The organism is Actinoplanes italicus (assembly GCF_003001815.1).
GTDB classification, from domain to species: domain Bacteria; phylum Actinomycetota; class Actinomycetes; order Mycobacteriales; family Micromonosporaceae; genus Actinoplanes; species Actinoplanes italicus.
Genome location: NZ_PVMZ01000004.1, coordinates 220,418 through 233,818 on the forward strand (window position 1 = coordinate 220,418; position 13,401 = coordinate 233,818).

A 13,401-nucleotide genomic window follows, 5' to 3' on the forward strand; every position below is an offset into this window, starting at 1 on the left:
GCGCCGATAGAGGGGTATGAAGAATCTGACCATCGGAATGCGACTCGGGGCCGGGTTCCTCGTCGTCGTGGTTGCCATGGTCGCGCTGGTGGTGACCGGCGTCGTCCAGGTCAACCGGATCAACGACAAGCTCACCGTCATCAACGACCAGAACGCCGTCAAACAGCGATATGCCATCAACTTCCGCGGCAGCGTCCACGACCGGGCCATCGCCCTGCGCGACCTGGTCTACGCCACCACCGACGGCGACGTCGCCGTCGAGAAGAAACTGATCGCCGACCTCGCCGCCAAATACGCCGACTCCGAGACGAAGATGAACGAGATCTTCGCCGACGAAAGCCTCACCAGCGACCAGGAGAAGGCCGCCCTCGACGGCATCAACGAGGTCCAGGCCAAGACCAACCCGCTGGTCGACCAGGTCACCACACTGCGCGAGGCCGGCCAGAAGACCCAGGCCGTCGCCCTGCTCAACGCCGAGGCCAAACCCGCCTTCATCGAATGGCTGAAAGTCATCAACGTGTTCATCGACCTGGAGGAGTCGATGAACAAGGGCGAGACCGGCACCGCCCGCAGCATCGCCGACAACTTCCGGATGCTGATGATCCTGCTGCTGGCCGCCGCCGTCGCGGTCGCCGTCGCCATCGCCTGGTGGGTCACCCGCACCATCACCCGCCCGCTGGGCCAGGCCGTCGACGTGCTCGCCGCCGTCGAAGGCGGTGACCTCACCAAACGCCTGGACGTGCACAACGACGACGAGGTCGGCCGGATGAGCCGCTCCATGAACACCGCCCTGGAATCGATCAGCTCCGCCATGAGCAGCATCGCCGCCGGCACCGACACCCTCGCCGCCGCCAGCGAACGCATGGGCCGGCTGTCCGCCCAGCTCGCCGACGGCGCCAAGGAATCGTCCATGCAGGCCGACGTCGTCGCCGCCTCCGCCGACGAGGTGTCACGCAACGTGCACACCGTCGCCGCCGGCAGCCAGCAGATGGGCAACTCCATCCGCGAGATCGCCACCAGCGCCAACGAGGCCGCCACCGTCGCGTCGCGCGCCGTCACCGCGGTGCAGACCACCACCGCCAGCGTCTCGCGCCTCGGCGAGTCCAGCCGCGAGATCGGCGACGTCGTCAAGACGATCACCAGCATCGCCGAGCAGACCAACCTGCTCGCCCTCAACGCCACCATCGAGGCCGCCCGCGCCGGCGAGATGGGCAAAGGCTTCGCCGTCGTCGCCGGCGAGGTCAAGGACCTGGCCCAGGAGACCGCCCGCGCCACCGAGGACATCGTCCGGCGCGTGCAGACCATCCAGACCGACACCGCCGGCGCGGTCAGCGCCATCAGCGAGGTCGCCGAGGTCATCGAACAGATCAACTCGTACCAGACGACCATCGCCTCGGCCGTGGAGGAACAGAACGCCACCACCAACGAGATCAACCGCAGCGTCGGCGAGGCCGCCAGCGGCTCCAGCACCATCGCCGCCAACATCGGCACCGTCGCCTCGGTCGCCCGCAACACCACCGAACTGGTCAATCAGTCCGAACGCGCCGTCGGCGAACTCGGCCAGGTCACCGGGGAACTGCGCAGCCTGGTCGCCCGTTTCCGATTCTGATCACTGCCTGAGACACACGTCGCGGGCGGTGCCGCCTGGCCCAGCTCTGGGGGGCAGCCAGGCGGCACCGGCCGCGGACGCGTCCGCATTGTTCCCCGAACGCGGCGACTGTCGCATCTGATCAATCACGTAGGGGCCGTCACCACGTCTACGTAGATGACGGTATGGTGCGCCGATGATCACGGACCGGATCGTCAGCATGCCGCTGGACCTGGGCCCGTTCGTCGGCCGCGACGACCTGCTCGACACCGCCGCCGGCCTGATCCGCCGCGTCCGCCTGCTCACTCTCACCGGAACCGGCGGCGTCGGCAAGACCCGCCTCGCCCTGCGCCTGGCCGCCGGCCTCGAGCACACCTGCGTCGCCGACCTCGCCGCCCTGCACGACCCCGACCCGCACCACCTGTGGGCCCACCTCGCCCTCGCCCTCGGCATCCACCACCACGGCACCGCCGGACCCGACGTCGTGCTCACCCACCTCGCCCACCGGCCCACCCTGCTCATCCTCGACGCCTGCGACCGGCTCGTCCCCCAGGCCGCCGCCGTCGCCACCCACCTGCTGCGCGCCGCACCCCGCCTGCGGATCCTGGCCACCTCCCGCCAGCGCCTCGGCGTCGACGGCGAACACACCCTCGCCGTGCCACCGTTGAACAGAGCCGACACCGCCCGGCTGTTCACCGAACTCGCCGCCGCCGCGGGCGTACTGCCCGCCGCCCTGAGCAACCGGCACGCCGTCGACGAACTCTGCCGCCACCTCGACGGCCTGCCCCTGGCCGTCAAACTCGCCGCCGGCCGCGCCCGCACCATGAGCCTGCCCGAACTCATCGACCGCATCGGTGACCGATTCAGCCTGCTCAGCGCCCTGCAACGCGTCGTCGACCTCAGCTACGACCGCTGCACCCCCGACGAACAGGCCCTCTGGGCCGCCACCTCGGTGTTCGCCGGACCGTTCACCATGACCGCGGCCGCCGCCGTCGCCGCGGGAGGCGACGTCGCCGCGGGAGGCGACGTCGCCGCCGCCCTCGAAGGCCTCGTCGACAAATCCGTGCTCACCGCCGCCACCGACACCCACCCCGCCCGCTTCAGCATGCTCGACACCCTGCGCGAATACGGGCTACGCCGGCTGCCCGACGAGAGCAAAGCCCGCGACCGGCACCGCGACCACTACCGCGACTGGCTCGAACACGCCGCCCGCGCCTGGTTCGGCCCCGACGAACTGCAGGTCATGGACAGCGTGCGCCGCGAACTGCCGGACATCGTCACCGCCGTCGACCACAGCCTGACCACCGGCGCCCTCGCCGACGCCCGCGCCCTGTGCCGCGACCTCGCCCGCACCCGCGCCCCCTACTTCTGGGGCTTCCTCGACCTCGCCCGCACCCAGCTGCTGCGTGCCCTGCCCGGCGACGGCAACCCCGCCGACCACGCCGCCACCGCCGCGGCCGCCGGCTACATCGCCGCCACCCAGGGCCGCCACGCCACCGCCCACGACCTGCTCGACCCCGTCCGCGGCACACCCCACCCGTCGGTGGAGTTCGCCACCGCCGCCGGCAGCCTGCTGCTCGACGGCGACCTCGGCGCCGTCGACCGCCTCGCCCGCCTGCGTGACCGGCTCACCGGCGCCGACCGGCACATGGCCACCATGATGTGGGCCATCGGCGCCGCCAGCGCCGCCGACACCACCGCACCCGCGATCTACCTGGCCGACGCCGAAACCGCCGGCGCGCCCTGGGCCGTCTCCTGGGCCCTGTGGGCCTGCGCGCTGGCCGCCCACCGCACCACCGACCCCACCCGTGCCACCGACCTCATCGGACGCTGCCTGCGCCTGCAACGCACCATGGACGACCAGTGGGGCCAGACCTGGAGCATCGAGCTGGCCGCCTGGATCCTCGCCGGCACCACCGAGGAACGCCCCGCCCGCCGCGCCGCCTGGCTCCTCGGCGCCGCCCACGCCCGCCAGCGCCACCTCGGCATCGACCTCGGCGGCATGCGGCTGCTCGCCGACGGACACACCCACGCCCGCCACCGCCTCGACACCCTGCTCGGTGCCACCGTCACCGCAGACGAATTCGCCGCCGGCCAGCAGGGCCACACCCACGCCCTGCGCATCGCCCTGGACGAACCCACCTCACGCCGCGCCTCCGCACCCGCAGGCGGCGGCCTCACCACCCGCGAGTCCGAGATCGCCCGCCTCGTCGCCGACGGCCTCACCAGCCCTCAGATCGCCGGCCGGCTCCGCATCAGCGCCCGCACCGCCGACACCCACATCCGCAACATCGGCGGCAAACTCGGCCTTCCCAACCGCGCCGCCATCGCCGCCTGGGCAACCCAGAACCTCTATTGAGTACGCCCTACGCGAACCCACCACGGCGGCCCGCGACCACCGCGATCCGTCCCGGCCCGGCCGCGGCGCACGGGCTGAGGGCGTCCCCTCACCGCAGGGCCCGGTATTCGTGACGCCGAGACGCAGGCCCGGCCGCGGCCGCGGCGGCGCCTGTTAGCGTCAGCGGCGATGACCACCTGGAGCACCCGCCCCGAGACGCCCGCCGACATCGCGACCGTCCACGCCATCGTCGCCGCCGCGTTCCCCACCGAGGCCGAGGCCGACCTCGTCGACGCGCTGCGCACCGACCCGCACGCCTGGATCGACGGGCTCTCCATGCTCGCCACCGACGAGGCCGGCACGGCCGCCGGGCACGCGCTGCTCACCCGCTGCCACGTCGGCGACACCCCCGCACTGGCCCTCGCGCCGTGCGCCGTTCTGCCGTCCCGCCAGCGCACCGGCGCGGGATCCGCGGCCATCGTCGCGGTCCTCGACGCCGCCCGCGCCCACGGGGAGAACCTCGTCGTCGTGCTCGGGCACGCCGGCTACTACCCGCGGTTCGGGTTCACCCGCGCCTCCGGATTCGGGATCACCGCACCGTTCGACGTGCCCGACGAGGCGCTGATGGCGCTGGCCCTGGACCCGTCGCAGCCGGTTCCGGGCGGGCAGATCCGCTACGCCGCTGCCTTCGGCGTCTGAACAGGTGGTGGCGGGATGCGTTCTCCGCGCTCACCGCAGCGGCGATCCGCCAGATGCAGGCCATGTACGACTCCGGAGAGCACACCGTCGAACAGATCGCCGCCGCGTTCAAGACGGGGAGCCGCCGGGACGCGCCTTCACTCGGTTCGGGCACCGGCCTCGAGCACGGTGAGGTCGCGGACCGCGTACCGGTGATGCTCGGCCTCTTCCTTGCACACCACCGTGAGGCAACGGCGTACGACGTAGTCCTTGTCCGGGTAGGAGTCGGCCGGCTTGCGACCACATACCCGGTCGAGCTCGGCCTCGGTGAGCTCGTCGACTACCCGGCGCATCGTGGCCATGCGGGCGAGCCGCGGCGCGAGCACCTCGTCGAGCGTCGGGGTGGCATCGAGGGTGAGCCCCAGCTTCGCCGATGCCTCGGCCGGCATCCCGCCGCCAGGAAGGCCCCACGGGTGGTACGGCGCGTCCTCCTCGAGCACGGCGTTGCCGATCCAGGCATCGCTGGCCATCAGCAGATGCCGCTGCGTCTCGACGAACGACCACTCGCCGTCGACCTGCTCGTGCAGCTTCGCCTCGGGTAGGCGCCCGGCGCGGTCGAGCGTCTCCTCCCATTGCTTCTCGATGGCATCCCAAGCGGCCCGGTATTCGGCGACGGACGTGGCCTCACGGGCCAGCACCCGGTTGGGATGCAGCCGGTCGAGCTCGGCCTCGACGTAGGCGGTCACGTCGACGTCGTTGACAACGACACGCTCGAAGCCGCCACCGAGGGAGACGCTGCCCCCATAGCAGTCCACAATCCTCAGACCGGTGACGTCGCAATCGCGAATCTCGAGGCCGGAGAGGTCGCCCAGGTGGATGCGGGCACCACGGAACTGGTCACTTTGGGTGTACTCAGCGGGCATCGGGACAGTTTCTCGTATCCGTCCCGCCCGCGCCAGTGAATGGCGGCACCTGGCAGCAGCGCACCGAATTACTCTGGTCCAACCGTCCACTCCGGGCCACCGACGCGACCGGCGACCTGCTCAGCTTTACCAAGTTTCGTAACACCACCGCCGAAAACACGGGCGGACGTCACGAAACTCCTTGTCCAGCACCGGACTGCGGCCGAGTCATCCGGCAGCCATCCCCACGGCACAATGCAGAACCCGGTGGCGGCGTGGGCGGTGCCGGCAACAAGGCCGGCCGTGAGAAGCGATCCCGTCACCAGATACGTGCATAACTGCCGGGCGAGAGGCAGAACCGCAGCTCCACCCGGTACGTGTTGGTCAGGCCAGTGATTCGGCCGCGGTAGTACTTGGCGAAGCCTGTGCTGAAGATCTGCTTGGTCGGATTCAAGGTCATGTCTCGGACGTTGACGGTGCAGGCGACGATGTTTTGGATGTAGGCCTCGAACTCGACGACCCCGTCCGAGCCGGCGGCGACAGCGGGGCTGCTGCAACTGCTCACGGCCACCACGCAGCTTGCGCTGGCGAGTGCGGACGAGGATCGGGTCCCGCCCTCGGCCGCCTGTGCCGCGCCGCCGGGAAGCAGGCCGGCGAACAGCGCGAGGGCGGCCAGCAGACCGAACGACCTCCCGATCCGGCGTTTGTCTTTCAGCATGTGAATCCCTCCGCTTTCAACGATCGCCACGACTTGTGGCGTTGTCGTCGAGTGTTGGGCGTCGATGCCTGGGCCTGGTGTGGTTCGGACGATTTCGGACGCGGAGTTCAGCAACGGTGCCGGCGGATCCGGTGACTGACGGGCCACTGGCCTACCGGCGCCGGGTGTAGCGGTGACGTACCGCCCTCAGCCCGTGCGGCGCGGCCGGGCCGGGACGGATCGCACCTCCCGCGGGGCCGCCGCGGTGGGTTCGCGTAGCCGTACGAAATCTAGATGTTCTTGGTGATTTTCAAGATCGTGTCGAGGGCCCTCAGCCGCGCCGGGCCGGTGCCGAGCAGCCCGTCCGGGATGATCAGCTCGTCGAGTCCCAGCTCACGGTAGGCCTCGACGGTCTGCGCCACCTTCGCGAGCGTGCCGCCGTAGACCGGGGCCGTCAGATCGCCGGGCACCGGGCCGTCCACCACGACCAGCGCCTGCGCCGTGCGGGCGATCGCCTTCGGGTCGCGGCCGACCGTGGCGCAGTGCTCGTCGAGTACCCGCGACTTGTGGGTGATCAGCTCCGGCAGGCCCCAGGTGTTCCACTGGTCCGCGTACTCGGCCACCACCCGCAGCATCCGCTTCTCGCCCTTGGCCCCGATCATGATCGGCAGGGGGTCCTGCACCGGCTTCGGCTCACAGACCGCGTCGGTGAGCTGATAGTAGTCGCCGTGGAACGTGGTCGCCGGGGTGCGCAGCAGACCGTGCAGCACCTGCAACGCCTCGACGAACCGGTCCAGCAGCTGCTTCACCGGCGGCAGCTCGATGCCGTACTGCTCATGCTCGTTGACCTGCCAGCCCGCACCGACACCCAGCACGAACCGGCCGCCGGTGATGTGGTCGACGGTCGCGGCCATGTTGGCCACCACCGCCGGATGCCGGTACGTGTTGCCGTACACCAGCGTGCCCACACGAACCCGAGGCACCGCCGCACCCAGCGCCGCCACCAGCGACCCGGCCTCCAGCACCGGCGTGTCCGGGCGTACCCCGGCCGGCAGGTTCGGCATGAAATGGTCGGCGACCCACACGCCGTCCCAGCCGGTGCCGGCCGCGTGCCGGGCCACTTCGAGCATGTCGGCGTACGGCTGGGCGGCACTGGGCCAGATCGAGAGTCGCATGTGCGTAACCTTGCCAGACCAGGCGCAACCGGCCGATGCCCGGTGACCTAGGATCCCCGCCATGCGGGTGGACGGGGACACGGGGATCATCCCCCTGCGGGCGATGACCGCGGGCGAGATCCTGGACGCGGCGGTGGCGCTGCTGCGCGAACGCGCCCTGCCCCTGTTGTCGCTGTCGCTGGTGCTGGCCACCAGCGAACAGATCCTGCTGTCGCGGCTGCGTGAGGGCGCCGAACTGGCACCGCCGCTCTACTACTGGCAGCTGAGCACCGCGAAACTCGACTGGGTGCCGGTCGTGGCGACCGGCCTGGCCACCGAGGCGTTCATCATCGCCGTGCTCGGCGCGCTCGCCGGCGCCGCCGCCGGACCGGCCCTGCTGGGCCACCGGCTGCGCAACCGTGACCTGTTCAAACGGGCCCGGCCACTGCCGGCCCTGATGATCGCCGCCCTGCTCAGCGCGCTGACCTTCGGCGCCGCGCTGGCCGGATTCATCGGTGTGATCTTCGTCTACGGGCTCGCCGGGATGGCCACCGCCGTACTGGCCGTCGACCGCACCGCCAACCCGTTCACCGCGATCGGCCGCGCCGTCGGCCGCGCCACCCGCGGCGGCATGCGCGGGGTGTTCCTGCGGCTGCTCGGCTACCTGGTGTGGCTGGTCATCCGGCTCGCCCTCGGCAGCGGCTGGATCTTCGCCGCCGACATGTTCACCTCGGTCGCCGGCTGGGACTGGTGGCTGGCCTGGGCCGTGCCGATCGCCTGGACCCTGGCCAACACGGTCGCCTACGCGGCGCTGGGCTGCCTCGACGCGGTGCTGCTGCTGGAGATCCGCATCCGCACCGAAGGCCTGGACATCTCGGTCAACCGAGCCCGCAGCCTGGGCCGCGACACCGCCGCCGCGCTGGTGGTACGCCGATGAGAGGCTACGACGAGTTCATCGGACGGATCTTCGACACCGTCCCGCCCGCGGTGATGCTGCTGATCCTGCTCGCCGTGACCGGCCTGATCGCCGCCGGCTGGTACTGGTGGCCCGCCTGGGTGCCGCGCCGCTGGCCCCGCCTGCGGATGCCCCGCCTGCGGCTGCCGCGGATCAAGCGCCGCAAGAAGGCCAGGCACAGCCAGCAACCGGTCACCCGGGCCGCCGCCACCCGCGGCAAACCCGCCGAACCGGCGCCGGCCGGCGCCGCGCTGTCGCTGGCCGACCGGCTCGCCGCCGAGGGCCGCTACGCCGAGGCGATCCGCGAACGGCTGCGCGACACCGTCACCGTCCTGACCCGCGCGGGCGTGGTCGCCCCCGAACCCGGCACCACCGCCCACGAGATCACCACCGAGGCCGGCACCGGCCGCCCCGGCGTGGCACCCGCCCTGACCAGCGCCACCGGCCTGTTCTCCGAGGTGTGGTACGGCCACCGCCCCGCCGGACGACCGGAGGACGACCGGATGCGCGACCTGACCGCCGAGGTCCGCGCCGGCATCGACGACGGAGCCGCCCGATGAAGCGCTGGCTACGGGCCGCGATCCCGTTCGCCGCCCTGACCGCCCTGATCACCGGCACCCTGATCGTCCACGCCGTCGAGACACCCGACGACGACGACCCGGAATACCTGACCCCCCAGCAGGTCCAGCAGATCAGCGGCGGCACCCTCGCCGAGCGGCTACGGGCCCGCGGCATCGCCGTCGACCGGTTCACCAGCACCGAACAGGCCGTGAAGGCCGCGAACTCCGGCAGCGCCGCCGTCACCCTGTTCCTGGCCACCCCCGACCTGGCCGACCTGGAGAGCATCCGGAGCCTGCCCGCCGGCAGCACGATCGTCGCGGTGAACCCGTCGGCGTCCGCGCTGCGGCGCAGCGGCTGGCCCGCCACCGTCGCCAACACGTACTGGAACACCGGCGTGGCCGCACCCATCTGCGGCGACAAGATCGCCAACGACGCCGGGCCGGCCGCCGTGCGCAAGACCGAGTACCGCACCAGCCGCGGCAGCGTCTGCTACAACGGCGCCGTGGCCGTGTTCAGGCACAGCTGGTACAACGTCACCCTGGTCGGCTCGCCCGACCCGTTCCGCGACGACCGCATCGCCGAGCACGGCAACGCCACCCTCGTCGTCGGCCTGCTCGCCCAGCACCAGCGCGTGCTCTGGCTCGACGTGCACGAACGCGACCGGGCCACCCCGAGCCCCACGCCGCCGACCCCGACGCGGACCCGTGACCGGCCCGACCCCGACGACACCTACGACGGGCCGCTGCGGCCCGGCGAGAGCTACGCCGACGACGGCTACTACGACGACGAGGCCTCCCCGTACCCGGGCGACGGCGAGGCCGACGGTGACGGGCGAGCCGAGGGTGACAGCGAGGCCGGCGGCGGAGGACTGCCGTCCGACCCGCTGGTCCAGAGCCTGCCACCGGCCCTGATCACCACCCTGATCCTGCTCGCGCTGATCCTGCTGGCGCTGGCGATCGCCGCGGCCCGCCGCCTCGGCGCGCCCGTGGCCGAACCGCTGCCGTCGAAGGTGCCCGCCAACGAGACGATGCTCGGCCACGCCCGCCTCTACCAGCGGGCCCGCGCCCGCGACTCGTCGCTGGACATCCTGCGCGCCGCCGCCCGCCGCAAACTCACCACCCACCTCGGGCTGGCGCCGCACGCCGACAGCGAGCAGATCGCCCACCGGGCCGGTCTGCCGGTCCGCTACGTGCGCGACATCCTGGACCGGGACTCGGCCGGCAGCAACAGCGACCTCGTCGAGGCCGCCACCCTGCTGCAACACCTGGTCCGTGACGTCACCAGCACACCAACGCCACCGCATGAAGGAGAGCAGTCGTGACAACCGATTCCCACCAGGCCCGCGAGGCCCTGGGCCGGCTGCGCATCGAGGTCGGCAAAGCCGTCGTCGGTCAGGACGCGGTCGTCGGCGGGGTGCTGGTCGCGCTGCTCTGCGGCGGGCACGTGCTGCTCGAAGGCGTCCCCGGCGTCGCCAAGACCCTGCTCGTCCGGGCCCTGTCGACCGCACTGGACCTCGACACCAAACGGGTGCAGTTCACCCCCGACCTGATGCCCGGTGACGTCACCGGGTCGCTGATCTACGACGCGCACAGCGCCGCGTTCAACTTCCGGGCCGGGCCGGTGTTCACCAACCTGCTGCTCGCCGACGAGATCAACCGGACACCGCCGAAGACGCAGGCCGCGCTGCTGGAGGCCATGGAGGAACGGCAGGTCACCGTCGACGGCACGCCACGGCCGCTGCCGCAGCCGTTCCTGGTCGCCGCCACCCAGAACCCGATCGAGTACGAGGGCACCTACCCGCTGCCGGAGGCCCAGCTCGACCGGTTCCTGCTGAAACTGTCGGTGCCGCTGCCGCAGCGCGACGAGGAACTCAACATCCTGCGCGCCCACCACCACGGCTTCGACCCGCGCGACCTCAAGGCCGCCGGCGTGCAGCCCGTCGCCGGGCCCGCCGACCTGATCTCCGGCCGGTACGCGGTGCAGCGCGTCGCCGTCGCCGACACCGTGCTGGCGTACATCGTCGACCTGTGCCGCGCCACCCGCACCGCGCCCGCGCTGGAGCTGGGCGCCTCCCCGCGCGGCGCCACCGCCCTGCTGGCGGTGTCGAAGGCCAACGCGTGGCTCAACGGCCGCGACTACGTGGTGCCCGACGACGTCAAGGCGTTCACCGTGCCCACCCTGCGGCACCGGGTCCGGCTGCGCGCCGACGCCGAACTCGACGGCGCCACCGTCGAAGGCGTGCTCGCCGCGGTCCTGGCCGCCGTCCCGGCACCGAGATGATCACGCGGCGTTTCGCGCTGCTGCCGGCGCTGGGGCTGCCGCTGGTCGCCCTCGGCCCGGCGCCCTGGCCCACCCTGGGAGCCGTCCTCGCCGTCGCCGCGCTGCTGGCCGGACTCGACCTGGCGATCGCCGGGCCGCTGACCGGGCTGCGGCTGCGCCGCGACGGCGACCGGACCGTCTGGCTCGGCAACACCGCCCGGGTCGTGCTCACCGTCGCCAACACCGGCCGCCGCACCGTGCGGCTGCACCTGCGCGACAGCTGGGTGCCGTCGGCCGGCGCCGGGCCGCTGTTCCACACCGCCGTGCTGCGCGAAGGCGCCGAACACGCGTTCACCAGCATCCTGACCCCGACCCGGCACGGCGACCGGCCCGCCGTGCGGGTCACGCTGCGCTCGGCCGGGCCGCTCGGACTGGCCTACCGGCAGCGCCGGCAGACCTGGAACGAGAAGAACACCCCCGCCTGGTCACTGCGGGTGCTGCCCCGGTTCCCGTCGCGGCGCATCCTGCCGGAGAAGCTGGCCCGGCTGCGTATCGTCGACGGCACCGTCGTCACCCGCGGCCGCGGGCAGGGCACCGAGTTCGACGCGCTGCGCGAGTACGTGATCGGCGACGACGTCCGCTCGATCGACTGGCGGGCCAGCGCCCGCGCCCACGACGTGGTCGTGCGGACCTGGCGCCCGGAACGCGACCGGCGGGTGTTCTGCATCGTCGACACCGGCAGGACCTCGGCCGTACGCATCGGCGACGCACCCCGGCTGGACGCGTCCATAGACGCCGCCCTGCTGCTGTCGGTGCTGGCCACCCGCGCCGACGACCGCGTCGACCTGCTCGCCATGGACGCCAAGGTCCGCACCCGCGTCGAAGGCGGCGGCCAGCGCGCGAAACTCGGCCGGCTCATCGACGCCATGGCCTCGCTGCACCCGGAGCTCGCCGAGACCGACTTCACCCTGCTCGGCCAGGAGATGCTGCGCCGCGACCGCAAACGCGCCCTGCTGGTGATCTTCACGGCGCTCGACACCGCACCGATGATCGCCGGGCTGCTGCCGCTGCTGCCGAAACTCACCGCCCGGCACAAGGTGATCGTCGCCGGCGTCCGCGATCCGCTGGTCAGCCGGCTCGCCAACCTGCCCGACGGGGCGAGCGCCGCCGACGTGCACCGGGCCGCGGCCGCCCAGCGGGTGCTGGCCGAACGCGACCGGGTCCGCGACGTGCTCGCCCACTCCGGGGCGACCGTCGTCGACGCGGACGCCGGCACCTTCGCGGGGCAGGTCGCCGACGTCTACCTGCTGCTCAAGGCCTCCGGGCGGCTCTGAACGGCCTTACCCCACACCAGGGCGTACGCCAGGAACAGCACCCACAGCACGCCACCGATACCGACCCGCACCGGTGCGGGCAGCGGCGACGGCGTCACATAGGCCTCCAGGATGCCGGAGACCAGCAGCACGAACACCATGCCGACCGCGACGATCATGCCCTGCTTGGCCCAGTGCACCAGCGACTCCCGGCGGGTCATCAGCGGGCCCGGCGCGATCCACGACCAGCCGATGCGCAGCCCCACCCCGGCACCGATGAACAGCGCGGTCAGTTCCAGGAACCCGTGCGGGGCGATGTAGGTCAGGTACACGTCACCGGCACCGGCGTCGAACATCGCGGCACCCATCATCCCGATGTTGATCAGGTTGGTGCCCAGCAGGTAGAACACCGGCAGGATCAGCACACCCGCCGCCAGGCACTGGGCGGCCAGCATCGCGTTGTTGACCCACACCGCACTGAAGAACGTCGCCGCGCGGTCCTCGCTGTAGTAGTTGACGAAGTCGTCGACCAGCTGCGCCTCGTCCGGATGCGCCCCGAACCAGTCCTGCAGCACCGTCGGATCGTTGAGCGCGTACTCGATCAGCCCCCACGCCGCGCCGACCATCAGCACCGACACCGTCAGCCACCACCAGCGGGTCCGATACAGCGCCGCGGGCAGCCCGAACGCCACGAAATCGGCGGCCGGCCGCCACGACAGGCGCTCACTGCGGTTGATCGCCGCCCGGCCGGCCAGTACCAGCCGCGACAGGTCGGCCAGGATCACCGCGTCCGGGGTCCGGCTGCGCACGATCGACAGGTGGGTGGCCGCCCGCTGATACAGCAGGACCATTTCGTCCACTTCCGCCGGATTCAGCCGGCGGCGGGCGACCAGCACCTCGAGCCGGCGCCACTCACCGCCGTGCTCGGCCACGTACGCATCGAGATCCACCCTCGC

12 protein-coding genes are annotated in these 13,401 nt (G+C 72.0%); 8 read left to right on the top strand and 4 right to left on the bottom strand.

Features of this window, described 5'->3' with window-relative positions; translation table 11 throughout:
* Positions 1 to 16: 16 nt before the first annotated feature.
* The 3 genes from CLV67_RS12280 (at position 17) to CLV67_RS12290 (ending at position 4,625) form a co-directional block, all read left to right on the top strand.
* Positions 17 to 1,609: a methyl-accepting chemotaxis protein gene (locus tag CLV67_RS12280; RefSeq protein ID WP_106317594.1), complete on the top strand. Its 1,593-nt coding sequence runs from the start codon at positions 17 to 19 to the stop codon at positions 1,607 to 1,609.
* 175 nt (positions 1,610 to 1,784) lie between these two features.
* Positions 1,785 to 3,947, top strand: coding sequence for an ATP-binding protein (locus tag CLV67_RS54210; RefSeq protein ID WP_106317596.1), 2,163 nt, complete (start codon positions 1,785 to 1,787; stop codon positions 3,945 to 3,947).
* A gap of 168 nt (positions 3,948 to 4,115) precedes the next feature.
* A complete protein-coding gene (locus CLV67_RS12290; RefSeq protein ID WP_106317598.1) occupies positions 4,116 to 4,625 on the top strand; it encodes a GNAT family N-acetyltransferase in 510 nt (169 codons plus the stop codon).
* Between the two features lie 137 nt (positions 4,626 to 4,762).
* Here CLV67_RS12290 and CLV67_RS12295 read toward each other — a convergent pair whose 3' ends face one another.
* From CLV67_RS12295 to CLV67_RS12305, 3 genes are all read right to left on the bottom strand, one after another.
* Complete coding sequence (locus tag CLV67_RS12295; protein ID WP_106317600.1) at positions 4,763 to 5,527, bottom strand: DinB family protein; 765 nt, start codon at positions 5,525 to 5,527, stop codon at positions 4,763 to 4,765.
* 298 nt (positions 5,528 to 5,825) lie between these two features.
* The gene (locus CLV67_RS12300; RefSeq protein WP_146169071.1) at positions 5,826 to 6,254 is read right to left on the bottom strand and encodes a hypothetical protein; all 429 of its coding nucleotides are present in this window, start codon (positions 6,252 to 6,254) and stop codon (positions 5,826 to 5,828) included.
* A gap of 239 nt (positions 6,255 to 6,493) precedes the next feature.
* The gene (locus tag CLV67_RS12305; protein ID WP_106317604.1) at positions 6,494 to 7,378 is read right to left on the bottom strand and encodes a TIGR03560 family F420-dependent LLM class oxidoreductase; all 885 of its coding nucleotides are present in this window, start codon (positions 7,376 to 7,378) and stop codon (positions 6,494 to 6,496) included.
* A gap of 61 nt (positions 7,379 to 7,439) precedes the next feature.
* On the opposite strand from CLV67_RS12305, the gene CLV67_RS12310 reads away from it, so the two are divergent.
* From CLV67_RS12310 to CLV67_RS12330, 5 genes are read left to right on the top strand one after another with little or no spacing between them, the layout of a single operon-like run.
* Positions 7,440 to 8,294 carry a hypothetical protein gene (locus CLV67_RS12310; protein WP_106317606.1) on the top strand — a complete coding sequence of 285 codons (855 nt, stop codon included), beginning with the start codon at positions 7,440 to 7,442 and terminating at the stop codon, positions 8,292 to 8,294.
* Entirely contained in the window at positions 8,291 to 8,872 is a 582-nt protein-coding gene (locus CLV67_RS12315; protein ID WP_106317608.1) for a DUF4129 domain-containing protein, read from the top strand. Before CLV67_RS12310 ends, CLV67_RS12315 begins: the two co-directional genes overlap by 4 nt.
* The gene (locus CLV67_RS12320; protein WP_106317610.1) at positions 8,869 to 10,194 is read left to right on the top strand and encodes a DUF4350 domain-containing protein; all 1,326 of its coding nucleotides are present in this window, start codon (positions 8,869 to 8,871) and stop codon (positions 10,192 to 10,194) included. The genes CLV67_RS12315 and CLV67_RS12320 overlap by 4 nt, the downstream gene beginning before the upstream one ends.
* Entirely contained in the window at positions 10,191 to 11,153 is a 963-nt protein-coding gene (locus tag CLV67_RS12325; protein WP_106317612.1) for an AAA family ATPase, read from the top strand. Before CLV67_RS12320 ends, CLV67_RS12325 begins: the two co-directional genes overlap by 4 nt.
* Positions 11,150 to 12,466 carry a DUF58 domain-containing protein gene (locus CLV67_RS12330; RefSeq protein ID WP_106317614.1) on the top strand — a complete coding sequence of 439 codons (1,317 nt, stop codon included), beginning with the start codon at positions 11,150 to 11,152 and terminating at the stop codon, positions 12,464 to 12,466. The genes CLV67_RS12325 and CLV67_RS12330 overlap by 4 nt, the downstream gene beginning before the upstream one ends.
* On the opposite strand, the gene CLV67_RS12335 is transcribed toward CLV67_RS12330, so the two are convergent.
* Complete coding sequence (locus tag CLV67_RS12335; protein WP_106317616.1) at positions 12,433 to 13,395, bottom strand: stage II sporulation protein M; 963 nt, start codon at positions 13,393 to 13,395, stop codon at positions 12,433 to 12,435. The genes CLV67_RS12330 and CLV67_RS12335 overlap by 34 nt on opposite strands.
* Positions 13,396 to 13,401: the final 6 nt, after the last annotated feature.